General features: G+C 72.5%; 23 protein-coding genes. 7 read left to right on the top strand and 16 right to left on the bottom strand.

Annotated features, from left to right (window positions below; translation table 11 throughout):
- Positions 1 to 44 precede the first annotated feature (44 nt).
- From QN157_11705 to QN157_11680, 6 genes are all read right to left on the bottom strand, one after another.
- On the bottom strand, positions 45 to 1,157 hold the full coding sequence (locus tag QN157_11705; protein ID MDR7556257.1) for a D-alanyl-D-alanine carboxypeptidase family protein: 1,113 nt from the start codon (positions 1,155 to 1,157) through the stop codon (positions 45 to 47).
- Positions 1,157 to 1,747: an SMC-Scp complex subunit ScpB gene (gene scpB / locus QN157_11700; GenBank protein MDR7556256.1), complete on the bottom strand. Its 591-nt coding sequence runs from the start codon at positions 1,745 to 1,747 to the stop codon at positions 1,157 to 1,159. Before scpB ends, QN157_11705 begins: the two co-directional genes overlap by 1 nt.
- Entirely contained in the window at positions 1,744 to 2,559 is an 816-nt protein-coding gene (locus QN157_11695; protein ID MDR7556255.1) for a segregation/condensation protein A, read from the bottom strand. The genes scpB and QN157_11695 overlap by 4 nt, the downstream gene beginning before the upstream one ends.
- Positions 2,559 to 3,173, bottom strand: coding sequence for a site-2 protease family protein (locus QN157_11690; protein ID MDR7556254.1), 615 nt, complete (start codon positions 3,171 to 3,173; stop codon positions 2,559 to 2,561). The genes QN157_11695 and QN157_11690 overlap by 1 nt, the downstream gene beginning before the upstream one ends.
- A complete protein-coding gene (gene lysA, locus QN157_11685) occupies positions 3,173 to 4,513 on the bottom strand; it encodes a diaminopimelate decarboxylase (GenBank protein MDR7556253.1) in 1,341 nt (446 codons plus the stop codon). The genes QN157_11690 and lysA overlap by 1 nt, the downstream gene beginning before the upstream one ends.
- Before the next feature lie 118 nt (positions 4,514 to 4,631).
- Positions 4,632 to 5,876: an AMP-binding protein gene (locus tag QN157_11680; GenBank protein ID MDR7556252.1), complete on the bottom strand. Its 1,245-nt coding sequence runs from the start codon at positions 5,874 to 5,876 to the stop codon at positions 4,632 to 4,634.
- Between the two features lie 98 nt (positions 5,877 to 5,974).
- Between QN157_11680 and QN157_11675 the strand changes: the two genes are divergently transcribed.
- The 4 genes from QN157_11675 to QN157_11660 are packed head-to-tail and all read left to right on the top strand — an operon-like array spanning position 5,975 to position 10,693.
- On the top strand, positions 5,975 to 6,772 hold the full coding sequence (locus QN157_11675; GenBank protein MDR7556251.1) for an ABC transporter ATP-binding protein: 798 nt from the start codon (positions 5,975 to 5,977) through the stop codon (positions 6,770 to 6,772).
- Positions 6,769 to 8,736: an AMP-binding protein gene (locus QN157_11670; protein MDR7556250.1), complete on the top strand. Its 1,968-nt coding sequence runs from the start codon at positions 6,769 to 6,771 to the stop codon at positions 8,734 to 8,736. The genes QN157_11675 and QN157_11670 overlap by 4 nt, the downstream gene beginning before the upstream one ends.
- Positions 8,733 to 9,653, top strand: coding sequence for a branched-chain amino acid ABC transporter permease (locus QN157_11665; GenBank protein ID MDR7556249.1), 921 nt, complete (start codon positions 8,733 to 8,735; stop codon positions 9,651 to 9,653). Before QN157_11670 ends, QN157_11665 begins: the two co-directional genes overlap by 4 nt.
- Positions 9,650 to 10,693: a branched-chain amino acid ABC transporter permease gene (locus QN157_11660; protein MDR7556248.1), complete on the top strand. Its 1,044-nt coding sequence runs from the start codon at positions 9,650 to 9,652 to the stop codon at positions 10,691 to 10,693. Before QN157_11665 ends, QN157_11660 begins: the two co-directional genes overlap by 4 nt.
- Positions 10,694 to 10,790: 97 nt before the next feature.
- On the opposite strand, the gene QN157_11655 is transcribed toward QN157_11660, so the two are convergent.
- From QN157_11655 to QN157_11640, 4 genes are all read right to left on the bottom strand, one after another.
- The gene (locus QN157_11655) at positions 10,791 to 11,576 is read right to left on the bottom strand and encodes an ABC transporter ATP-binding protein (protein MDR7556247.1); all 786 of its coding nucleotides are present in this window, start codon (positions 11,574 to 11,576) and stop codon (positions 10,791 to 10,793) included.
- A gap of 193 nt (positions 11,577 to 11,769) precedes the next feature.
- A complete protein-coding gene (locus tag QN157_11650; protein MDR7556246.1) occupies positions 11,770 to 13,044 on the bottom strand; it encodes an ABC transporter substrate-binding protein in 1,275 nt (424 codons plus the stop codon).
- A 182-nt stretch (positions 13,045 to 13,226) separates the two neighbouring features.
- Positions 13,227 to 14,876: a hypothetical protein gene (locus QN157_11645; protein ID MDR7556245.1), complete on the bottom strand. Its 1,650-nt coding sequence runs from the start codon at positions 14,874 to 14,876 to the stop codon at positions 13,227 to 13,229.
- A 164-nt stretch (positions 14,877 to 15,040) separates the two neighbouring features.
- Positions 15,041 to 15,418 carry a VanZ family protein gene (locus QN157_11640; protein MDR7556244.1) on the bottom strand — a complete coding sequence of 126 codons (378 nt, stop codon included), beginning with the start codon at positions 15,416 to 15,418 and terminating at the stop codon, positions 15,041 to 15,043.
- A gap of 279 nt (positions 15,419 to 15,697) precedes the next feature.
- Here QN157_11640 and QN157_11635 point away from each other — a divergent pair, with 279 nt between their 5' ends.
- The 3 genes from QN157_11635 to speB are packed head-to-tail and all read left to right on the top strand — an operon-like array spanning position 15,698 to position 17,867.
- Positions 15,698 to 16,159, top strand: a complete 462-nt coding sequence (locus tag QN157_11635) for an arginine decarboxylase, pyruvoyl-dependent (GenBank protein ID MDR7556243.1) — start codon at positions 15,698 to 15,700, stop codon at positions 16,157 to 16,159.
- Positions 16,160 to 16,164: 5 nt separating this feature from the next.
- Positions 16,165 to 17,046 (top strand): polyamine aminopropyltransferase, encoded by an 882-nt coding sequence (gene speE / locus QN157_11630; protein ID MDR7556242.1) that lies wholly within the window; start codon positions 16,165 to 16,167, stop codon positions 17,044 to 17,046.
- A gap of 2 nt (positions 17,047 to 17,048) precedes the next feature.
- Positions 17,049 to 17,867 carry an agmatinase gene (gene speB / locus QN157_11625; GenBank protein MDR7556241.1) on the top strand — a complete coding sequence of 273 codons (819 nt, stop codon included), beginning with the start codon at positions 17,049 to 17,051 and terminating at the stop codon, positions 17,865 to 17,867.
- Between the two features lie 104 nt (positions 17,868 to 17,971).
- Here the strand turns inward: speB and QN157_11620 are convergent, their stop codons facing one another.
- The 6 genes from QN157_11620 to leuS all read right to left on the bottom strand — a co-directional run bounded on the left by QN157_11620 (position 17,972) and on the right by leuS (position 23,792).
- Positions 17,972 to 18,256: a MazG nucleotide pyrophosphohydrolase domain-containing protein gene (locus QN157_11620; GenBank protein MDR7556240.1), complete on the bottom strand. Its 285-nt coding sequence runs from the start codon at positions 18,254 to 18,256 to the stop codon at positions 17,972 to 17,974.
- A 51-nt stretch (positions 18,257 to 18,307) separates the two neighbouring features.
- Positions 18,308 to 19,342 carry a sigma-E factor regulatory protein RseB domain-containing protein gene (locus tag QN157_11615; protein ID MDR7556239.1) on the bottom strand — a complete coding sequence of 345 codons (1,035 nt, stop codon included), beginning with the start codon at positions 19,340 to 19,342 and terminating at the stop codon, positions 18,308 to 18,310.
- Between the two features lie 59 nt (positions 19,343 to 19,401).
- Positions 19,402 to 19,908 carry a zf-HC2 domain-containing protein gene (locus QN157_11610; GenBank protein MDR7556238.1) on the bottom strand — a complete coding sequence of 169 codons (507 nt, stop codon included), beginning with the start codon at positions 19,906 to 19,908 and terminating at the stop codon, positions 19,402 to 19,404.
- On the bottom strand, positions 19,905 to 20,492 hold the full coding sequence (locus QN157_11605; GenBank protein ID MDR7556237.1) for a sigma-70 family RNA polymerase sigma factor: 588 nt from the start codon (positions 20,490 to 20,492) through the stop codon (positions 19,905 to 19,907). Before QN157_11605 ends, QN157_11610 begins: the two co-directional genes overlap by 4 nt.
- Before the next feature lie 60 nt (positions 20,493 to 20,552).
- Positions 20,553 to 21,194 carry a ComEA family DNA-binding protein gene (locus tag QN157_11600; protein MDR7556236.1) on the bottom strand — a complete coding sequence of 214 codons (642 nt, stop codon included), beginning with the start codon at positions 21,192 to 21,194 and terminating at the stop codon, positions 20,553 to 20,555.
- A gap of 147 nt (positions 21,195 to 21,341) precedes the next feature.
- Positions 21,342 to 23,792 (bottom strand): leucine--tRNA ligase, encoded by a 2,451-nt coding sequence (gene leuS, locus QN157_11595; protein ID MDR7556235.1) that lies wholly within the window; start codon positions 23,790 to 23,792, stop codon positions 21,342 to 21,344.
- Between the last annotated feature and the right edge of the window lie 19 nt (positions 23,793 to 23,811).

Here is a 23,811-nt window from a genome sequence, read left to right as displayed (position 1 = left end):
CGACGTCACACGCTGGCACCCCGCCTCCACCCTACCGGGGCACGCTACCGGGGTACGCCCCGCGCGGCCACCAGCGGCGCCCGCGCCACCACCGTGCCGCCGGCCACTGCTTCCACCTGGCCAACCACTGCGCCGGCGGACACAGGCGCGCTCAGCGGCTGGCGCAGGACGACGCGCGACGCCACCGGCGTCCCCCGTGGGACCACCGCGTAGAGGTCGGCGGCCAGCACGGCCTCGACCCGTGCGCCCCGGCGCCCCACGACGACCGTAGCGAGGCGCTGGCCGGCCGCGGCCACCCGCACCGGCTCGAACCGCACGAAGCCGTAGTCCAACAGGCGCTCGGCTGCCGAGACCACCTCGGGGCTGTTGAGCACCACGGCCAGCAGCTGCCATCCACCGCGCGTGGCCGAGGCCACCAAACACGGACCGGAGCGCGCGGTCCAGCCGGTCTTGACGCCGTCCGCACCCTCGTAGCGCGCGAGGAAGCGATTGGTCGTGACCACCTCCTGGGGCTCGCGGCCGGGCCGCTGCAGGACCCACGCCCGGGTACGGACCAGCGCGGCGAACACCGGGTGGTGCAGCCCGTAGCGAGCAATCACGGCCAGGTCGTAGGCCGTGCTGTAGTGGTCGGGGCGGTCGAGGCCATGGGGGGTGACGAACTGGCTGTTGCGGGCGCCCAGGTGGCGTGCCCTGGTGTTCATGAGGCTCACGAACTGCTCCACGCTGCCCGCAGCGGCCTCGGCCAGGGCCACCGCGGCGTCGTTCGCCGACTTCAGCAGCATGACGTGCAGCAGCTCGTCCACGGTCCACTGCTCGCCGGGGGCCAGACCGATGGCAGCACCATCACGTTGTGTCGCCGCGCGCGCGCTGATCGTCACCGGCGCCGACAGCGACAGCCGCTCCAGTACCAGGATCGCCGTGAGGATCTTCGTGGTGGACGCCGGGGCCAGACGGCGGTGTGGCTCGAGCGCGTAGAGCACCCGGCCCGTGCGCACGTCCATGAGCACCGCGGCTGCGGCGTCCACCGCCGGTGGCGCGCCTGCCACCGCTGCAGCGCTGCCGCGGGCCACCCCTGCCCGGGCCGGGTCCGTCACTGCTGCGGCGCCGCCGAGCATGGCGACGCAGGCGCCCAGGGCCACCAACCACCGCAGCCGCATCAGCCCAGGGTGTCGAGCAGCGCGTGGACGCCGCGCTCGCCCAGTGGGGGCAGATCACGCAGGTCCCGCAGGCCAAAGTACCGCAGGAACAGGTCCGTGGTGCCAAACAACACCGGGCGGCCGGGTGCCTCGCGCCGCCCGACCTCACGGATCAACTGCCGTTCCAGCAGACGCTCGATGTGCCAGTCGCTGCGCGCGCCACGGATCTGCTCGATGTCCCCACGCGTGCACGGCTGGCGGTAGGCGATGATGGCCAGGACCTCCAGCGCCCCCTTGGACAGCCGCTCGCGGTGCTCGGTCTGGAGGAAGCGCCGGACGACCTCCGCATGCTCCGGACGCGTGCCCAGCTGGTACCCTCCGGCCACCGCCTGGACCAGCAGCCCGCTGTCCGCCAGGCGCGTCTGTAGGACGGCAATGGCGCGTTCGACCTCCTCGGGATGCGCCCCGGTCACCTCGGCCAGCCGGCGCGTCGGCACCGGCCCGCCGGCGACGAAGAGGACGCTCTCCACTGCGGCGGCCAGCCGGACGAGGGGCGTCTCGCCTGGGGCGTCCTCGAGGGCGATGCTCACCGGCGTGCCGGCGTCGATCATGCCGCCACCGCCCGCAGGCGGATCGGGGCCAGCGGCCCGTCCTGCTCGGCCTGCACCTTGCGGTCCTTGATCAGTTCCAGCAGGGCCAGGAAGGTCACCACGATCATGACCGTCGTCACCTGCTCGGGGAACAACTCGTCGAAGGTGATGCCCTCGGGCGCCCGGCGCACCGCCTGCAGGATCGCCGCCATCCGGTCGACGACCCGGATGGGCTCGGCCGAGATCTCGGCTGCCCGGTTGCGGCGGGCGCGTTCCAGGACCGCCGCAAACGCCTGGAAGAGGTCGTCCAGGCTCAACCCGATCAGCGGCAGGTCCGCAGGGTCCGGATCCTGCGGTGGACGCAGGAAGATGCGCTGCTGCACCTCTTCCAGCGCCCGCAGCGCCTCGGCCGCCTCGCGGAACGCCCGGTACTCCGCCAGCTGCCCTTCCAGCTGCGCGGCGAGGTCCGTCGTCTCCGGCTCCGGCTCCGGCAGCGGCTCTGCAGGCGGCGGCTTGGGCAGCAGCAGCTTGGCCTTCATCTCGACCAGGGCCGCCAGCATCCACAGGGCCTCGGTGGCCTCCGGCAGGTCGAGCCGGCGCTTCGTGCGCTCCAGGAGGTCCCGGGCGAGGTCGGCCAGCGGGATCGCCGACAGGTCGACGTCACCGCGGTGCGCAAGGGTCAGCAACAGGTCCAGCGGCCCTTCGAACCCCGGGACCTTGACGGTGTAGGCCGCAGCCGCGCTGCGCCCGAACAGACCGCCATCCCGATCCGCATCTGAGGGCTGGGCCCCGCCCTGCGCCGCCATGCCGGGAGGCGTCGGGACGTCACGCATCAGAAGAACCCTCCGCCTAGCGCCGCGCGCACGAGCCACTGCGTGGGCGGCCACAGCACCCGCCCGACGAGGTTGCCCGGGAGCACGAGCACCACCAGCAGCACCAGCGGACCGTAGGGCTGCAGCCGGTCGTAGGCGAGGGCCTGGCGGGGCGGCAGCAAGCCGGCCAGGATCCGCGAGCCGTCCAGCGGCGGGATCGGCAGCAGGTTGAACACCGCCAGCACGGCGTTGATCACCATGATCGTGAAGACCAGGCGCCCCAGCAGGCCATCGGCCACCACCCCGCCCTGGACCACCAGGCCCAGCAGGAACAACAGCGTGACGTTCGCCAGCGGCCCGGCGGCCGCCACGAGCATCATGCCCTGCCGCCAGCGCGTGAAGTTCCGCGGGTTGACCTCGACGGGCTTGGCCCAGCCGAACCCGACGAGCAGCAACAACAGCGACCCGACCAGGTCCAGGTGGACCAGCGGGTTCAGCGACAGGCGGCCACGCAGGCGGGGCGTGGGGTCGCCGAGCCGGTCCGCCATCCAGGCGTGGGCGAACTCGTGGACGGTGGCGGCGACCAGCAGCGCGACCAGGCGGAAGACGAGCGCGGGGAGCTCCAGGCCCAGCATCAGCGCGGGCCGGCCGGGTCCGACACGCGGGCGCGCAGCGGTCGGTCGAGCCGCACCAGGTCGTCCAGCGTCTCGCGGGCCACGGCGAGTTGGGCCTGGCCGTCACGGACGAAGACCACCGCGGGCCGCGGGTACCGGTTGTAGTTGCCGGCCATGGCGTAGGTGTACGCGCCGGTGGCGAAGACGGCGATCAGGTCGCCCTCGCGCACTTCGGGCAAGGCGGCGTCCCAGATCAGCACGTCGCCCGACTCGCAGCAGCGCCCTGCCAGCGCCACTGTCCGGGTCGACGGGGCATCGGCGCGGGTGGCCACGACCGCTTCGTACCTGGCCCCGTAGAGCGCCGGCCGGGGGTTCTCGTACATGCCGCCGTCGACGGACACGTAGGTGCGGACACCCGGGATCGTCTTGATGGCCCCGGCCGTGTACAGCGTCACCCCCGCATCGCCCACGATGGAGCGACCGGGCTCCAGCATCAGCGTGGGCAGGGGCAGGCGGTGCTGGTGCAGCAGGTCCTGCACGGTGGCGGCCAGCGTGCGCACGAAGACGGCGCGGTCGGGTGGGGTTTGCTCGGCCACGTAGCGGATCCCAAGCCCCCCGCCGAGGTTGAGCTCGTCCAGCTGCAAGCCGGCCTCTTGCATCTGGGCGGCGAACGCGACGACGGCGCGCGCGGCCTCCAGGAAGGGCTCGAGCTCGAGGATCTGGGAGCCGATGTGCGAGTGCAGGCCGCGCAGCCGCAGGCCACGGGCGCCAAGCGCCCAACGCACGGCCCGTGCGGCTTCCCCCCCGAGCAACCCGAACCCGAACTTCGAGTCGACCCCGCCGGTCTGGATCGCCCTGTGCGTGTGTGGCTCGATGCCCGGCGTCACGCGCAGCAGGATCTCGGCCACCTGCCCGCGCTCACGGGCCAGCCGGTCGAGGGTGCGCAGCTCGTGGTCGTTGTCCACCACGATGCGCCCCACGCCCACGTCCAGCGCGTACGCGAGCTCCTCGGCGGTCTTGTTGCTTCCGTGGAAGACCAGCGCCTCGGCCGGCACGCCGGCCAGCCGGGCGGTGTGGATCTCGCCCATGCTGACCACGTCCAGGCCCAACCCCTCGTCGGAGACCACCTGGCAGGACGCGATGGTGCACAGCGCCTTGCTGGCGTACAGCACGCGGCCCGGGCCCGGGTAGGACGCCCGCAGGGTCTGGACGTAGGTGCGGCAGTTGGCCCGCACGCGGCCTTCGTCGATCACGTGCAGCGGCGTGCCGAACTGCGCAGCGAGGTCGGCGGCGTCGACCCCGCCGATGACGAGGTGACCCCGGCTGTCGACCTCGAAGCCGTGGCGGGCGGGCGTCGTCATGGCCGCATCCGACGCAGTCGACATCGCGCGCACCGACCTGCCTGCAAGATCGGTGCCAATCTAACACGGGCACCTGGGGGTGTCAACGCGAACCAGACGCGATGGCGCCGTGTGTCGATCACTCCCAGCGGCGCTCGTCCACGATCGGCCGGGCCTCCGCCGGCAGCGTCCCGGGCGGGAGCAGGTCGATCTCACACCGCAGCCGCACCGCCTCCGCGATCGCCTGCCGCAGCCGGTCCTCGAGCCCGTGGACGCCGGCATCGGGGCGCGGCTCGACGCGCACGCGCATCACGTCCTGGTGGCCCACCCGTGAGACCACCACCTGGTAGCGCACGACTTCCGGAAAGCGGGCCATCACCCGGGCTACCTCTGCGGGGTGCACGAACATGCCGCGGACCTTCACCGCGTCGCCCACGCGGCCCAGGATCCGCGCGATGCGCGGGGCGGTGCGGCCGCAGGGGCACGATCCCTCGGCCATCACGGCCAGGTCGCCGGTGGCGAGCCGCAGCAGCGGGTAGACGGGGTTCAGCGCCGTCACCACCACTTCCCCGGGCACGCCGGGCGGCACCGGCGCGCGTGTCTGCGGATCCAGGAGCTCCACGATCAGCTCGTGCCAGACGTGCATGCCGTCGTGGCGTGAGCACTCGTAGGCGATGGACCCCACGTCGGCGGTACCGTAGCCCTGGCTGACCTCCACGCCGTGGGCTGTGTGCAGCCGTCGGCGCAGGCTCTCGGGGAGCATCTCGGCGATCACGAACGCGCGCCGCAGGCGGACGCCGCGCCCGGCCGCCGCGGCCGCATCCAGCAGCGTCGCCAGGAAACTGGGGGTGCCGACGTAGCCGGTGGCGCCCACGTCGGCCAGCAGGGCCACCTGTGCCTCGGTGTTGCCGGGACCCGCGGGGATCACCGGACAGCCCAGCACGCGCAACGCCCCGTCGAGCATCAGCCCGGCGGGCGTCATGTGGTAGGCCAGGGTGTTCAGCACCACGTCGCCAGCCCGAAACCCCGCCGCAAAGAGCGCCGGCGCAAAGCGCCAGTAGTCGCGCTCGGCGCCCTCAGGGTCCAGGATCGGCCCCGGCGACCGGTAGATGCGTCCCAGGGTCGCCAGAGGTACGCCCACCCAGCCACCAAACGGCGGACGCTGCCGCTGGAGCGCGGGCAGGTCGTCCTTGCGCAGCACAGGGAGGGCAGGCAGGGCGTCCAGCGAGAGGTCGGCGACCTCGACGCCAGCTGCGGCGAGCGCCTCGCCGAGGGCCGGGGCATGGGGCAGGGCAGCGCCCACGACGTCGCGCAGCCGCTGGTCCTGCCACCGCCGTCGGGTCGCCGCCGGCCAGGCCTCTGCGGGGTCCCACAGGTCGTCCATGGTGCCCTCCCGGTGCGGTATGCGCTGGTCTTCCCCCGCGCGTCGACCGTCTCCTGCCCGGCAGGAATGGCCTTCCGGCAGCCCTAATTTGTAGGACCGTGGACCCGCCGGTCCCCCTCGCGGACACGGTGCTGACCGTCGAGCGGCTGACGCTCCGGTTCGCGGGCGTCGTCGCGGTCCACGGGCTGTCGTTCTCGGTCCGGGCCGGTGAGCTGCTGGGGATCATCGGGCCCAACGGCGCGGGCAAGACCAGCGTCCTCAACTCCATCAGCGGGTTCTACCACCCCCAGGAAGGCCGCATCACCTTGTTTGGCCGTGACATCACCCGGCTGCCACCCCACCAGCGGGCGGCCCTGGGGTTGGGCCGCACGTTCCAGAACATCGCGCTCTACCCGGGCATGACTGTGCTGGCCAACATCCTCTCGGGACGTCTGCTCCACATGCGCGCGGGCGTGCTGGCTTCGGGGGTCTACTGGGGACCCGCCGAGCGAGAGCTCCTGGCGCATCGGGCGCGTGTCGAGGAGATCATCGACTTCCTGGAGCTGGAAGAGCACCGGGGGCACCGCGTGGCCGAGCTGCCCTACGGCGTGCAGAAGAAGGTGGAACTGGGCCGGGCCCTGGCCATGGAGCCTCGCCTGCTGCTGCTGGACGAGCCCATGGCGGGCATGAGCGCCGACGAGAAGGCCGACATGGCGCGCTACCTCCTGGAGCTGCGGGAGGTCCGGGGCCTGCCCATGATCCTCATCGAGCACGACATGGGCGTCGTGATGGACCTGTGCGACCGGGTGCTCGCCATGGACTACGGTCGGAAGATCGCCGAAGGGCCCCCACAGGAGATCCAGCGCGATCCCGAGGTCATCCGGGCCTACCTCGGGGAGGAGCACCGGGTCGCATGACCGCCGAGGCAGTGCTCGAGCGCCCCCGCCCCGCGGCGGCTGTGGACGTGGCCCGGGCGCCCGACACGTTCCCGCGGCGCCTGGTCTACAACGCCGCCCGGTTCGGCGACCGCGTGGCCTTCCGCGAGAAGGAGTTCGGCATCTGGCGCGAGATCACGTGGGCGCAGTACCTGGACTGCGCGCGGGCGTGCGCCCTGGGCCTGGAGGCCCTGGGACTGCGGCGGGGCGACGTGCTGGTGCTGATCGGCGACAACCGACCCGAGCTGTTCTACATGGCCATGGGCGCCCAGACGCTGGGAGCCATCTCCTGCGGCATGTACCAGGACAGCCTGGCCGAGCAGCTGGCCGAGCTCATCGCGTTCGCCGGCGCCCGGTTCGTCTTCTGCGAGGACCAGGAGCAGACCGACAAGATCCTGGCGGTGGAGGAGCGCCTGCCCACCGTGGAGCGCATCGTCGTCGAGGACTGGCGGGGCATGTGGCGCTACCGGCACCCGAAGCTGCTGGCTTTCGCCGACCTGATGGCGCTGGGCCGCGAGGTGCATGCGCGGAGTCCCGAGCGGTTCGCCGCCCTGGTGGCCCAGACGCAGCCCGACGACGTCGCTATCCTCTGCCAGACGTCGGGCACGACGGCCATGCCCAAGCTCGCAATGCTGTCGCACCGCAACCTGCTGGCCCAGGCCGAGAACTTCCACGCGGTCGAACCCCACATCGGCCCGGGCGACGAGTTCGTCTCGTACCTGCCGTTTGCGTGGATCGGCGAGCAGATGATCGCCTACAGCCTGCACCAGTGGGTGGGCTTCACGGTCAACTTCCCCGAGGAACCCGAGACGGCCCAGCGCGACTTCCGCGAGATCGGCCCCCACTTCACCTTCGCGCCCGCCCGCATCTACGAAGGGCTGCACTCGGCCGCCACGGTGCGCATCCTGGACGCCGGCCCGGTGCGCCGCTGGATCTACGAGACCGCCATGCGCCACGGCATCCGGGCCGTCGAGCTGGAGGCCGAGGGCCGACCGGTGCCCTGGTGGCTGCGGGCGCTGCGGCTGCTGTGGTACTGGACGGTCTACCGGCCCATCCTCGACAAGATGGGCATGGTGCGCATGCGGGTGGCCTGGAACGGCGGCGCCTCCCTGGGGCCGGACTACCACAAGTTCTTCCGGGCACTGGGCCTGAACCTCAAGCAGATCTACGGCCAGACGGAGATCGCCGGGATCTCGTGCGTGCACCGCGACGGCCAGGTGCGCTTCTGGACCATGGGTGCCCCGATCGCGCACACCGAGGTCCGCATCTCCGACGACGGCGAGATCCTCGAGCGCAGCCCCTCGGTCTTCCTCGGGTACTACCGGAACCCCGAGGCCACCGCCCGGGCGCTGCGCGACGGCTGGCTCTACACCGGCGACTACGGGACCCTGGACCCCAGCGGCGACGTCATCCTCTTCGACCGCATGGGCGACGTGATCCAGCTGGCCGACGGCACCCGCGTGGCCCCCCGGGTCATCGAGGACATGCTGAAGTTCACGCCCTTCATCCAGGAGGCGTGCGTGATCGGCGACGGCCAGCCCGCGCTGGCGGCCATCCTCAACATCGACCTGCGCAACGTGGGCAAGTGGGCCGAGGACCGGGGGATCGCCTACACCTCCTACGCCGACCTGTCGCAGCGCCCGGAGGTGCTGGCGCTGCTGCAGCGCCTGGTGCAGGAGACCAACAGCCGGCTGCAGCCCGCCTGGCGCATCGCCCGGTTCGTCTCGCTGTACAAGGAGTTCCACCCCGACGACGACGAGCTGACGCGGACGCGCAAGCTGCGGCGCGCCCACATCAACCAGCGCTACGCCGACCTGATCGCGGCCATCTACGCCGGCGCCGAGCGCTACCAGGCGGTGGTGACGATCCGCTACGAGGACGGGCGGACCGCCGAGCTGCACCCGGTGATGCGCATCGTCACCGTCGCGCCCGCCCCCGCGCCGTGACCCTGGCGTTCGTCCTCGACGGCCTCGTGGTCGGCCTGGCGGTGGGGTCCATCTACGCCCTGATCGCGCTGGGGTTCGCCCTCCTGTACAAGTCCACGAAGATCCTGAACCTGGCCCACGGCGAACTGGTCCTGTTCGGCGGCTACCTGGCCATCGCCCTGACCCGGGCCCTGGACCTGCCGGTGCTGGCGGCCTTCGGGCTGGGCGTGGCGGCGACGCTGGCCGCCGCCGCCGCCCTGGGGTTCGTGGTCGAGCGCGGGGTGATGCGGCCGCTGTTCGGCCAGCCCCTGCTCTCGGTCATCATCGTGACCCTGGCGCTGGGCTACATCATCCGGGGCGTCATGGTGGGCCTGTGGGGTGGCGACACCCGACAGTTCCCGCCGGTCATTCCCGCCGACGTGGTGCGGCTGGGCAGCATCCCCATTCCCCGCGTCGGCGTCTGGAGCGCGGGGGTGGCCGTGGCGCTGCTGGTGGTGTTCTCGCTGTTCTTCCGGTACTCCCTGTGGGGCATCGCCATGCGGGCCGCGGCCAACGAACAGCTCACCGCGTCGACGCTGGGGGTCAGCCTGAAGCGCGTGTTCGCCTACGCCTGGGCGTTCGCGGCCATCGCCGGGTCGGTGGGCGGCATCCTCATCGGCCTGTGGCTGGGCGTGAACTTCGCCCTGGCCCACGTGGGCCTGAAGGCCCTGGCCGCCGTGATCCTGGGCGGGCTCGACAGCATCCCCGGGGCGATCCTGGGCGGGTTCATCATCGGCGTGCTGGAGACGGTCGTCGGGGGCTACATCGACGCCAACGTGGTCCTCTTCGGCATTCCGCTCCAGGGCTTCAAGGACATCACGCCCTTCCTGGTCATCCTGCTGGTGCTCCTGGTCAGACCCTACGGCCTCTTCGGCACGGAGCACATCGAGCGGCTGTGAGCGTGCGGCCCGCCGGCGACTTCAAGACCCACTACGCGGCGGACATGGCGCTGCTGGACACCCGGCTGTACCGGGTGGGGTTCCTGGCGCTGCTGGTGGTCCTGGCCGCGGCGCCGGTGTGGGCCGGCCGGTACCTGTTCCTGCTGAACACCATCGGCATCTTCGCCATCGGCGCCGTCGGTCTGGCTCTGCTCACGGGCTTCGCCGGACAGATCTCGTTGGGGCACGCCGCCTTCATGGCGGTGGGCGCGTACACGTCGTGGTACGTGACCACGCGCCTGCAGTGGCCCTTCGTGGCGGCGCTGCCGCTGGCGGGCCTGGTGGCGTTCGTGGTGGGCGCCGTGGTGGGGTTGCCGTCGCTGCGCATCAAGGGCCTCTACCTCGCCATCGCCACCATGGCGTTCCAGTTCATCACCGAGTACGTGATCATCCACACCGCGGGCGGCATGGCCGGGAACGTCGTGCCCCCGGCCCGCATCGGGGGCCGCGTCTTCCAGCAGGAGGCCGACTTCTACCTGTACCTGTTGCTGCCCCTGTGGCTGGCCAGCGGGGTGTTCGCTGCCAACCTGGTGCGCGGACGCATCGGCCTGGCCCTGATGGCCGTGCGCGACCGGGACTACGCCGCCCAGGTGCTGGGCGTGCCCCTGCTCTACTACAAGACGCTGGCGTTCGCGCTGGCGGCGTGCTTCGCGGGCATCAGCGGCAGCCTGTTCGCCCACTACAACCGCGTCATCGGCGCCGAGCACTTCGGCATCGGGCTGTCCATCGACTACATCGCCATCATCGTGCTCGGTGGCCTGACCAGCGTGTGGGGGCCGCACCTGGGCGCGGCGTTCGTCACGCTGCTCAACCAGGGCCTGCGCTTCGCCACCCCCCTGCTGGTGGCCGCCCTGCCCGGCCTGGGCAAGGCCGCCACCCCGCTGCGCGAGATCGTCTTCGGGACGCTGCTGATCGCGCTGCTGATCTGGGAACCCGGGGGCCTGGCGACGCTGTTTCGCAAGCTCAAGCGCTACCTGGACCTCTGGCCCTTCCCGCACTGAGGCACACCTGGCGTCCGCAGGGCCGCTGCCCACAGCCCGCCTCAGCGATGCGCGCCCGGCTCTGCGAACCGTGCACCGGCGCCGCGCCGGCCGCGGGTCAGGCCAGCCAGCGCTTGCGGCGCTTGTAGCTCTTCACCTCCGTGAACAGACGGCGGCCCGCCTTGCTCATGCCCAGGTAGAACTCCTTGACGTCGGCGTCCTCCCGCAGCCGGTCGGCCGGTCCGTCCAGGACGATCTTGCCGTTCTCCATCACGTAACCGTAGGAGGCCAGCTGCAGCGCCATGCGGGCGTTCTGCTCGACCAGCAGGATCGTGATGCGCTCGTCCCGGTTCAGCCGCTGGACGAGCTCGAAGATCTCGTGGGCCACGATCGGGGCCAGCCCCAGGCTGGGCTCGTCCAGCAGCAGCAGGCGCGGCCGGGCCATGAGCGCGCACCCGATGGCCAGCATCTGCTGCTCGCCGCCGGAGAGGTAGCCGGCCCGCACCCGCCGGCGCTCCCGCAGGCGCGGGAAGTAGGTGTAGACCAGGTCGAGGAGCTCGCGCCGGCCGTCGCGCCGCACGGCGGCCCCGACCAGCAGGTTCTCCTCGGCTGTCAGTTCCTCGAACAGCCGCCGGCCCTCGCGCACCATGACGATGCCCAGCCGCGCCACGTCCTCGGGCAGCCAGTTCTCGATACGCTGTCCGTCGACCTCGATGGTGCCCCGGGTGACCTCGCCCCGCTCCAGGCGCACCAGCCCGGAGATCGCCTTGAGGGTGGTGGTCTTGCCCGCGCCGTTGGCGCCGATGACCGCGGTGATGCTGCCGGGCTCGACGCGCAGCGAGATCCCCTTCAGCACCAGGATCGTGCCCCAGAAGACGACCTCGACGTTGTTCAGCACCAGCATGGTCGCCCGGGGCCGTCAGGGTCGTTCACACCCTGCCGGCAGGAGACGACCTCGGTGTGGGTTGGCGACAGCACGATCCCCACGCGTGGCCGTCCCGGGGCGGAGCACCGTGCCCACCCCGGGACGGCAGCGCCCCCCGCCCCGCCAGACGCCCTGCGGGGTGCAGTCGCGAGCACCGCGCAGGATCGGGCCCTCAGTACCCCAGCCAGTCCTTGCGCCGTTCCACCGTGACCTGCTCCACCACGACGATGCGGCCGTTGCGGACCTGCATGATGCGGGTTGTGGTGGACGGCCGGTGGTCGTCCCGCGCCAGCGTGATGGGCGGCGCGAGCCCCTCGGGGTCCCAGTTCTTCAACAGCTCCAGCGCGGAGCGCACGTTCACGCCGGCGAAGCCTCCCAGCCGGCCGTAGGACGACCAGCCGTCGACGATCTGTTCCAGGCCGCGGCGCAGCAGGTAGACGTTGAGCCAGCCGCGGATGTACGAGGCGATGTAGGGCGTCTGGGTCGTCCCCCACTGGAACTGGGGCACCTCCTTGCCCTGGAACCGCCGGTAGGCGTCGAAGATCGTCTTCATGCCCGGCACCGGCTCACCGAAGTACGCGTGCGGCGTGCTGCCGTACGCCCCCTCCGCCGCCGCACCGATGAGCTTGATCATGTTCTCGTCGAACCCCCACACGTTCACGAACCAGCGGGTGGTCAGGCCCGCCTGCTTCGCGTCGCGGATGGTGACCGACGCCGAGTTGGTCGTGCCGCCGAACCAGGCGAAGTCCGCCCCGAACGCCCTGATGGCCGCCACCTGGGAGCGGGCCTCCAGGGCCGTCAGCGGCACGAACTGGTCGGGGCCGACCTCGAACCCCAGTTCCCTGGCGTAGTCCTTGCCCGCCGGGATGGGCGCCCGGCCGTAGGGGTGGTCGGGGTAGGCGAAGACGAACTTGGGCCGCGCCTTGCCCTCTTTCTTGGCCAGCTCGGCAGCGAACTTCAGCACGGCCCGGAGCTGATCGGAGTACGACGACACCGGGTAGAAGTTGTAGGGCGTCTTGGACGGGTCGTTCAGGTGCGAGGAGTACGACGCGGAGATGAACGGGATCTGGTCGGCCGCGATCTGCTCCTTGAGGGCTTCGGTGTCGTTGGTGCCCCAACCGATGATGGCCTGGACCCGGTCGACGTCGCGGTACTTCCGGTACAGGTTCAGGCTCTCGGGGATGCGGTAGGCGTAGTCGGCCCAGACCAGGTCGATCTTCACCTTGCCCCGGATGCCGCCCATGACCTCGTTGATGTACCGGACGTGGTCGAGCACGCCCTTGGAGTAGTCCACGCCCACGTCCGACGTGGGCCCCGTGAGGTCGAAGAGCGCGCCCACCTTGATGCTGGCCGGCAGGGGCGGTGGCTGCTGTGCCACTGCGGGAACGACGGCGGCGGCCACGAGGACGCCGAGGGCCACTGCGAGGCTACGGAGCTGCCTGCTCACCGGACCATCCCTCCCTCCGGAGTCGAGGCCCTGCACGTTGCCCGTGGGCTTCGGCGGCTCCCTGACCGCTCCCTGCCGGCGGGTTCCGCGGTCTCCTGGTTCTTCCCAGGGCGCTCGGTGCCGATCGCGGCCCGAACGCTCCACGCGGGCGGCTCCGGCGTTCCGGCCGGCACGGGGCGCGCTCAGGGTGCCACCTTCCGGACCCGGACCGTGCGCACGGTGAGGTCCTCGACGCGGTTGCCCGCAGCGTTAATGGCGAAGTCGTAGCCCCAGGTGTTGGCGAAGCTGGCGTCGGGCAGCCGGATCGTGTAGGTGCGCCAGCCCTCGCCGGGCTCGACCCAGACCCATGGCGTGAAGCGGTAGCCGCCGGCCGCGTCGTAGAGCAGGTTGAAGCCCAGCTGCTGTGAGGCGCGCGCCCCCCAGACCTCCACGTGCACCTCCAGCGGCACCCGGCCCTCAGCGAAGTACAGGAACGTGTCGTCCACGTCGAAGTAGACGTAGACCACGCCGCGGCCCACGGCCGTGCGCACGGCGGTGGTGCCGTCCAGGTCGATCACCTCGACGGCGCCGTTGGGGCGGTGCCGGTAGGCCGCGTTGTAGAGGCCGTGTTCCTCTCCGGGGTTCCCAAGGCGTGCCTGGACCTCTCGGCTGCCGCTGTAGTCGCGGGCGGGCAGTGGCAGCCAGGGCCTGCGCGCCGCGGTCGCCCGGGCTTCTTCGAGCAGGCCGGCGGGGACGCCCGTGAGCACCAGGGGGATCTCGCGGAGGTGGGCGAGCACACGGCCGTCACGGACCTCGAGGGCCCCGGCGCGGCCATCGAGGGGCACCCCCTGGATGCCGGGCGCGGCCGGCAGCTCGAGGGTGCGTTCACCGCGCGCCCAGGCCGCCAGGATGCCGTCCTCGGGCGACTCCGCTGCCGCCACGAAGACCTCGGGGTCACGCAGGAGGTACCCGGTGACGCGCCTGGCGCCGAGCCGCGTCACGGCCTGCCGCACCGCCCCGATGCTGCGCTCGGGCTCTGCCGCCACCAGCCGCTGCACGCCGGTCGCATCGGCCACCAGCAGCATCTTCAGCCACTCGCCGGCGGCCCGCGGCGCGTCCGCGGTCGCATCGGGAGCCCACTGGAGCCAGAGGTGTCTGCCGCGCTCGCGCAGGCGGGCGCCCAGCACCCCAAGCGGCCGCAGCAGGGCCTCGGGCGACATGCCCGTGGCGGGCACGACGATCGCATCGAATGCCGCCGGCGCGGTCTCGGCCAGCCGGACGGCGAACCCCAGGTCGACGCCGGCCGGGGAGGTCGCGATCACCCGCGCCTGCGGGTCGAGAGCGCGAATCCGCGCCGATGCGGTCTGGAGCAGCGCGAGGTACTCGCTGCCGGTGCCGCGGAACGCGGGCAGCCCCAGGTGGGTCCAGATCTGCCAGTCGCGCACACGGCCACGGTAGCGGGCCACCGCCCACCCTACGAAGCGGTCCCAGTCGCGCACGTCGCGCGGCGGCTGCCGTGCGAAGACCTCGGGACGGGTCAGGTCGACCCCGGTGGCCAGGCTGGCCCATCGGGGTGTGTGCGCCAGCACCACCACCGGCGCCAGTCCCTCCTGGGCCGCTGCCGCGACCGCCCGGTCCAGCTCGTCCCAGACCGGCTGGCCACGGCGCGCTTCGATCAGGCTCCAGTCGGCCAACAGGCTGACAGCCCGCAGGCCCGCGGCCCGCGCCTCGGCGAACCCGGTCGCCGACCGCCCCGCGACCAGGCCGAGTTCGGGTGCGGCAGCAGGGGAAGGCGCCGCACGGGTCGCCACGACGCCGGGCGCGCCGACCAGCAGAACCGCGAGCACGGCCACGCCGAGGACACCAGCCCGTGCGGGGCGTGGGGCCGGAATCGCCGGCGGCCATCGCGCCGGGGAGCGAGCGTTCGCCGCCGCCACCGGACGGCGCGCGCCACCCTCAGCCGCAACCGGCCTCGCCGGGGAGGAGACCGTCGCTCTTGCCCGGGGCGCTTGCCGGATCACCGCCGGGACGTCCCGAGCCGCCGGGACGAAAGGGCGAGCGCGAGCAGCGTGGCCGCGAGCACCCCAACCCCGTTGGCCACCACGTCCCGCACGTCCGCGGTGCGGTACGGCACCGTACGCTGTACCAGCTCGAGCGCGACGCCGTATCCCCACGCCGCAGGCGCCACGGCCCAGCGCCAGCTCGACGCCGGCGCCGCCCACCAGAGCACGCCGGTCAAGCCGGCGTAGGCCAGGGCGTGCTGCGTCAGATCCGACACCGCACGAATGGACGGCCCCGGGAGCAGCGAGGTCACCAGCAACCCGGCCATGTACGCTACGGCAAGAGGGCGGGCCCACCGCATGCGCGCGAGCACCCCGGGAAGTTCGCCGCCCAAGACGCGGTCTTCCTTGTTCCTCCCGCCACCGCGGTCTGCGCGCGCCGACCGCGCGCAGGCAGCACGACCAGCGCGCCCGCCACGGCCACTCCCACAACGTGCGCCGATGGCGCGCAGGCAGCACGGCCTCTGGTCCCGGGCCACGCTGCGGCCGAGCGGGCCACGACAGGCGCGGGCCGCACCGACGCGGGGCAGGAACGCGCCGGTGCGAATCGAAACTATAGCGCCTTGTTGCCGGCGCCCTGCGCCGGCGCGTCCACCGACCCTGGAGGGTATGCGATGTGGCACCTGCCGAAGGCCGTCTCGCTGGTCGCCGGCGCCGGCGAGGGCTCGACGGACCTCAACGCCTTCGACCGGGCGTTGCTGGACGCCGGTATCGCCAACCTGAACTTCGTGCGCGTCACGAGCATCTTTCCCCTGGGCGCGCAGATCGTCCCGCTGCGCCCCTACCAGCCCGGGGTGCTGATGCCGGCCGTCTACGCCCGGATCGTGCGCCACACACCGGGCGAGCGTATCGCGGCGGCGGTCGGTGTGGGCATCGCCGACGACGGCTACGGCGTCATCATGGAGCACTCCCACACCGGCACCGGTGAGAACGCCGAAAGCATCGTCCGGCGCATGGTCGAGGAAGCGGTGGCGATGCGCGGCCTGCGCCTCGCGCGCGTCGAGGTGGCCGTGAAGGAGCACACGGTCCAACGCACCGGGTGCGTGGTGGCCGCCGCGCTGTTCTGGCCGGAGTGAGCGCCATGGCCCGCGACGCCAGGGCGTGGATCTTCGATTCCGGGGGTGAGGGCTTCGCCCACGCGTACCGGGTGGACGACCTGCTCTACGACGGCCGCTCGGCCTACCAGCGCATCCGCGTGATCCGCAACGCGGCCTTCGGCCGCATGCTCATCCTCGACGACGCCGTGCAGACCACCGAGCGCGACGACTTCATCTACCACGAGCTGCTCGCCCACGTGCCGCTGTGCACCCATCCCCGGCCGCGCCGCGTGCTGATCATCGGCGGGGGCGACGGCGGGCTGCTGCGGGAAGCCCTGCGGCACCCCGTGGAGCAGGTGACCATGGTCGAGATCGACCGTGCCGTGGTGGAGGTCACCCGGCAGTACCTCCCCGAGATCCCGGGCGACGCGTTCGACGATCCCCGCGCGCGCCTGGTGATCGACGACGGTCTGGCGTTCGTGCGGCAGACGTCGGAGCAGTTCGACGTGGCGCTGGTCGATTCGACCGACCCTGTGGGGCCCGCGGTGGGGCTCTTCAGCGAGGCGTTCTACGGACAGCTCGCCGCCCGGCTGGGGCCCGAAGGCGTGCTGGCGGTCCAGAGCGGCTCCCCGCTGTACCAGCGCGACGTGATGGCCACAGTCGCCCGGGGGATGGCGTCGCACTTCCGCTGGGTGCGTCCCTACCTGGGCACGGTGCCGACCTACCCCGGCGTGCTGTGGACGTTCACCATCGGCTCTCAGGCGCGCGACCCGCTGGCCGTGGACGCGGCCGAGATCGCGCAGCGCCTGGCGGGCATCACCACGCGGTACTACACGCCGGCAGCGCACCGCCACCTGTTCACGTTCCCGCCCTTCCTGGCTCCGCCGTCTGCGGACGGGGAGGCCGGCGGTGCGGCCGGCGCCTGACGATGCCCTTTCTTGCCGCGCGGGCCGTGCCCGCGCCGCAGGCGACCATCCTGGGTGCTCCGTTCGATGCGACGGCGACCCACCGGGCCGGTGCCCGGTGGGCACCCGCGGCCATCCGCTGGGCGTCGGACGGGCTGGAGTCGTACAGCCCCACGCAGCAGCGCGACCTCCAGGAGATCCGGCTGGCCGACGCTGGCGACCTCGACCTGGCCGGCGTCGACGCCGCGCAGGCGGTCCAGCGCGTGCGGGACGCGGTGGCGGCAGCCGAGGGCCTGCCAGTGCTGCTGGGCGGCGAGCATACCGTCACCGTGGGCGCGGTCACCGCGCTGCTCGACCGCCACGCCGATCTGGGGCTGGTGGTGGTCGACGCGCACCTGGACCTGCGGGACGACTACGCGGGCGCCCGCTGGTCGCACGCCACGACGCTCGCGCGCATCCTCGACCGCATGGACGGCCGTCGCATCGTCGTGGTCGGTGCGCGGTCGGGCACGCGGGAGGAATGGGCCCGTGCCGACGGGTTGCTGGCCGTCGCGCCCACCGGCCGCCTGCCGCACCCGGCGTGGGCCGCGCTGGCCGACCGCCCGCTCTACCTGTCGGTGGACATCGACGGGCTCGACCCGGCGCATGCGCCCGGCACCGGCAATCCGGAACCGCTGGGGCTGGCCGTCGACGACCTCGTGACGCTGGTAAGTGTGCTGCGGCAGGGACGCGTCGTCGGCTGCGACCTCGTCGAGGTCAGCCCGCCCTATGACCCTGGGGGCCGCACGGCCATGCTGGCGGCGTGGCTCGTGCGGGAGATGATCCTGGCCTTCGCCCGATGAGGCCCCTGCACAGCCGGCTGCCGGGGCTGGCGGTCATCCGCCGCAGGCGCAGGCCCTCCCGTTCGGTGCGCGCCCGGCACGCCCGACCGTGCCGGAGCTGGCCGTCACGCGCCACAGGCGCAGGGGGTCCGGGCGCACTTGGGGCAACCCGCTGCGTAGCGCGCCGCAGCCAGGGCCACGTCGACGCCGCACAGCGACGCCACGCTGACGGTCCAGGCCAGCACGTCCCCGACCTCCTCCTGGAGCCGATCGGGATCGCCCTCGCGCAGCGCCCTGGCCAGTTCGCCCACTTCCTCGACCAGCCAGCGAAAGGTGCCATCGAGGCCGCGCGCGCGGTCGCGGATGCCGTAGGTGCGGTCGATCTGTTCCTGGAACTCGCGGAGGGTCACACGCGGCGATTCGCTGCTGCTGCCCCGTGCCCCTGTCGGTGCGCGTGCACCCTACCGCGGCGGCGCCACGGCCCGCGCCAGCGCCACCAGGTCGGCCACGGGGAGCGGCCCGACCAGCGCGTAGCGCATCCCGCCTGCTTCCCACTGCACCATATGTAGGACGCCCCGGGTGATCACCCCGGCCGTGGCACCCAGCGTGGGGACCGGGGTCTCGGCGCCCGGTGGCCCCATGCGCCGTGCGGGCACGACGAACAGCCCCAGGGCGCGGATACCGTCGTGGTAGTGCAGGTGCGCGACGCGCAGCACGCCGGCGACCGCGATCTCGCCGCCCTGCAACCGAAAGCCGCCCGGCAGGACTGCCCGTGCCTGCACCGCGTAGCCGAGCTGCCGTTGCAGTGCATCCGGCGACATCAGCGGCCCGATGGTCTCCACCGGCGAGAGCACTCGCGCGCCCGCCGGGATGCGCGGCAGGAACATCGCGGAAGGGAAGTTCAGGCCGTAGCTGATCCGCGTGAAGTAGCTGGTGGCGACCACGCCGTCGCGCGGGTCGCGGTCCTCGCTGCGCAGCACGACCCCGGTGTAGCGGTCGATCCACAGGCGCCGTTCGCCGCCTGCGCCCCTGGGCCGCAGCCGCACGTGGACGGCCAGCCGGCCGACGACCTCCTCGAGGGCGAGCACCGAGGCCTCGTACCGGTCGAGCAGCCGCGGCGGCGGCGTCTCCACCGGTGGGGCGAGCGAGGGCCCCTGGATCACCACGTGCAGGCGCGGCTCGTACTGCCACGTCTGCAACCCGTCGTCGACGACCAGGCGGCCGGCCACGGCTTCGGGTGAGAGGAACTCCAGGCGGGTGCGGTTGGGGCGCTTGTGGGCCTCGCTGACCGTCACCGTCTCCATCGTGGCGCCCCGCAGCACCGAGACCACCTTGGTGCCCTCGTAGTCGACGAACTGCGGGGCCAGGGCGGCGTGTCGCAAGAACTGGTCGAGCGAGACGCCGCCCAGCAGGCCCTGGGGATCCGACTGCCCGCTCGCGCGCCCGGCCACCAGCGTCGCTGCCAGGCAGACGGCCACAGCGCACCACAGAAGCATTGCACGGCCGCCGGTCCGGCCGCACCGCCTGCACGGAAGCCATGCGAGGCCGCGCGCCCTCACCGTGATCCTCCGACCGCCCGCGGGTCCTCGCCGATGAGCCGGAGGTTGGCGTCGGTGACCAGCAGCCCCAGAAACGCGCGGTCGACCAGGGGGTCGGTCACGGCGGTGGACACGTACTGGCGGACGAACAGATCGGGCCCTACCTCGGCGGCCCGCAGCCGCTCGAGCCGACCACGGGCCACGGGCAGGCCCACCAGGATCAGCACGGCCACCACCGCCGCCACCAGCACCGCCGGACGCGCCACCAGGACCGGTGGCCACCACGTCCGCCGTCCGGTGCCCTCGGCACGCAGCCGCGCGCGCAGCTCGTCGAGGAACCCTTCAGGCACCGGCGGCGGCGGAAGCTGGCGGAGCAGCGCGCGGGTGGCCCGCAGCTCCTCCAGGTCGGCGGCGCACGCGGCACACGCCGCCAGGTGCGCTCGTACCTCCGCTGCCTCCTCGGGACGCAGTTCCTCGTCGAGGTAGGCGCCGAGCTGCCGACGGATGGCGTGATGGGCGATCATGGCTGCATCAACTCCGCACGGTAGGGCGCCAGCCGGTCGCGCAGGGCGCGCCGGGCGCGGTGCAACCGCGACTTGACCGTGCCCAGCGGCACGTCGAGCATGGCGGCGATCTCCTCGTAGCCATAGCCCTCGACATCGGCGAGCACCACCACTGCACGCAGGTCGGGCGGCAGCGCGAGCAGCGCCGCCTGCACGCGCCGGTCGACCGTCCGGGCGGCCACCGCGTGCTCGACGTCTGCTGTCGGGTCAGGCCGCTCGCGGGCCATGGGCCCCTCGGCGGTGTCGAGGGGGACGTCGAGCGACTCGACGCGCTGCCGCGGCCGGCGCCGCACCAGGTCGATGTACAGGTTCCTGACGATCCGGTAGAACCAGCCTTCCAGCGCAGCGCCCGGCTGGATCGTGCGCAGTGCCCGCCAGGCCCGCAGGAAGGCTTCCTGGGCGAGGTCCCGCGCGTCGGCCTCATTGCCAGCCAGCCGGTAGGCGATCGCATACACGTGCGCCCCGTACCGCGCCACCAGCGCCTCCAGGTGCGCCACGTCGTCGGGGGTGTCCGCCGATCGGGCATGCTGCGGTGTGTCGGTCACGTCCCACCTGCGCCCGCGCCCCCACGCCCTTCGTACGGAGACGGGGCGGCTCCGGTTCCGTCACTCAAGCCGCACCAGCGGCCGCAGGCGCCGAACCAGCCCGGGCCCGATGCCCCGCACCCGTTCCAGGTCTTCGACGCGCCGGAACGGTCCGCGGGCGGCGCGGTCCTGCACGATGCGCCGGGCCAGCACGGGCCCGACCCCGGGCAGCCGCTCCAACTCGTCGGCGGCGGCCGTGTTCACGTTCACCGGCTTGCGCGCGACCCCTGCCGGCGGCCCGGCGCGCCCTGCGGCCCCGCCACCGGTCGGCCGGTGCCCGCGCCCGTGGAGGTCACCCGGCGCACGGACCGGCGACTCCGGCACCAGCGCGTGCGCCGGCGGACGGCGCGGCACCACCACCCGGTCCTCGTCGCGGAGCACCGCGGCCAGGTTGACCTGGGTGAGATCCGCGGCCAGCGTCGGGCCGCGCGCGGCCGCCAGCGCATCCTGCACCCGCGCGCCGGCCGGCAGCACGTAGACGCCCGGCCAGACGACCTCGCCGGTGACGTGGACGCGGATCGGCTGGGGCGCCCGGGGTGTCGTGATGACGACCGGTGCGGGCGCACGCGCAGTCCGGCCCGCCACGGCGATCAGCAGGGCCGCGGCGCACACGAGCGCCATCAGGGCGATCTGCTCGGTGCGGGAGATGACCCTCGCCCCCACCTGGAACGATCGGCGGGGCAGTCCGTGGCGTACGGGTCACGGCGCACATCTCCCTGGCCGACGCGGGTGGACCAATCCGGGGCACGCCACGTCGCGCGCATCGCGCCGCGCGCGCGACCCCCGTTGCGGCGACTTCCCGGGGCCGGGCTACCGCGTGACGATGTTCACCAGCCGCCCGGGCACCACGATGACGGTGGCGACCTCCCGCCCGTCGATGAATCGACGGACCCGCGGGCTCGCCAGGGCCCGCGCCCGCGCTTCCTCGTCGCTGATCCCGGCCGGCACCTGGATGCGGTCGCGCACCCGGCCGTCCACCTGCAGGACCAGCGTCAGCTCCTCGGCGGCGGCCTTCGCCGGATCGTAGGTCGGCCAGGCCTGGGTGTGCACGCTGTAGGGCTCGTGGAGGTGCTCCACCCAGAGTTCCTCGGCCATGTGGGGGCAGAACGGCGCCAGCATCAGCACCAGGGCCCGCACGGCGTCACGCCACGTCGGGGTACCCGCCAGCGCCTCGCGCAGACGCTGGAGCGTGTTGGTGAGCTCCATGAGCGCCGCCAGCGCGGTGTTGAACCGGAACTCCTCCAGGTCCGCCGTGACCCGCGCGACCGTGCGGTGGACCCAGTGCTCGAGCTCGCGGGCGGCGCGCCCGTCGCCATCCCCCTGGGTGGCCCGGCCGGCCGTCTGGGTCACCAGGGTCCAGACGCGTCCCAGGAAGCGGACGATGCCCCCGATGCCCTGAGGATCCCAGGGGCCGCCCTCGTCCCATGGGCCGATGAACATCAGGTACGCCCGGACCACGTCAGCGCCGTGCGCGGCCACCAGCTCGTCGGGGTTGACGACGTTGCCGCGCGACTTGCTCATGCGCTGGCCGTCGGGGCCCAGGATGATCCCCTGGTTGAACAGGCGCAGCATGGGCTCGTCGAACGACACCAGGCCCAGGTCGCGCATGACCTTGGTCCAGAACCGCGTGTACAGCAGGTGCATGACCGCGTGCTCGACCCCGCCGGTGTACTGGTCCACGGGCAGCCAGTAACGCCCCACCTCGGGGTCGAACGGCCCCTGGTCGTAGTGGGGGCTCACGTAGCGATACTGGTACCACGACGAGTCGACAAACGTGTCCATGGTATCGGTCTCGCGCTCGGCCTCGCTCCCGCACCGCGGGCAGGTCGTGCGCCGAAACCCCTCGTGGTACTTCAGGGGCGACTCGCCGGTGGGGCGAAACTCGGCGTCCTCGGGCAGCACCACCGGCAGGTCCTCGTAGGGCACCGGCACGGTGCCGCAGCGCCCACAGTAAATGATGGGAATGGGCGTCCCGAAGTAGCGCTGCCGGCTGATCAGCCAGTCGTGCAGCCGGTAGTGGACCTTCCGCTCGCCGATGCCGCGAGCCACCATGGCGTCGGCGATGCGCTGCCACGCCACCGGCGACGGCAGCCCGTCGAACTCGCCGGAGTTGACCATGGTGCCCTCGCCCAGGTAGGCCGCGGCGAGCGGTTGCCCGTCCCAGCCCGGCGGCGCCACCACCACCGGGATCGGCAGACCATACTTCCGGGCGAAGTCGAAGTCGCGCTCGTCGTGGGCGGGCACGCCCATGATGGCGCCCGTGCCGTAGGTCAGCAGCACGTAGTCGGCGATGTAGATGGGCACCGCCGCACCGTTCATGGGGTTGATGGCGTAGGCGCCGATGAAGACCCCGTCGCGCTCCTTTTCGGTGGACAGGCGCTCGATGTCCGACTCGCGGGCGGCCTTGAACTTGTAGGCCTCCACCTCCGCCCGCCGCTCCGGCGTGACCAGCCGGTCGACCAGCGGGTGCTCGGGTGCCAGCACGCAGAACGTCATGCCAAAGACCGTGTCGGGACGGGTCGTGAACACCCTGAACGTCACCCCGGGGTGGTCGCGGACCGGAATGGCGAACTCGACCCCCTCGCTGCGCCCGATCCAGTTCCGCTGCAGCGTGACGACCCGCTCGGGCCACTGGATCTTCGAGAAGTCCAGCAGCTCCTCGGCGTAGGCGGTGATCTTGAGGAACCACTGCTCGAGGTTCTTCTTGACCACCGGGGTGCCGCACCGTTCGCAGACGCGCTCCTCCCCCACCACCTGCTCGCGGGCCAGCGTGGTGTTGTCCTGTGGGCACCAGTCCACGGGCGCCAGCGCCCGGTAGGCCAGCCCGCGCTCGTACATCTTCAGGAAGAACCACTGGTTCCACCGGTAGTACTCGGGCTGGCAGGTGATGACCTCGCGATCCCAGTCCCACATGGCGCCCATGGAGCGCAGCTGCCGGCGCATGCGGGCGATGTTCTCCATCGTCCACCGGTACGGGTGCACGCCCCGGCTGATGGCCGCGTTCTCCGCCGGCAGCCCGAAGGCGTCGAACCCCATGGGGAGCATGACGTTGTACCCGCGCATGCGCTTGTAGCGCGCGGCCGCGTCGGTGGGCGCCATGGCGTACCAGTGGCCGATGTGCAGCCCGTCGCCCGACGGGTACGGGTACATGGTCAGGAAGTAGAACTTGGGCCGCGGGTCGAAGTCGGGCGCGTGGTAGAGCCGGTCGGCTTCCCACCGCGCCTGCCACTTGGCCTCCACGGTCCGGTGATCGTAGCGCATGGTCGGGCCCCCCTGTCCC

Source organism: Armatimonadota bacterium (assembly GCA_031459855.1).
Taxonomy (GTDB): Bacteria; Sysuimicrobiota; Sysuimicrobiia; order Sysuimicrobiales; family Humicultoraceae; genus Fervidifonticultor; species Fervidifonticultor primus.
The sequence above is the reverse complement of the archived record's forward strand: the minus strand, read 5'-3'. Positions and strand labels throughout refer to the sequence as shown.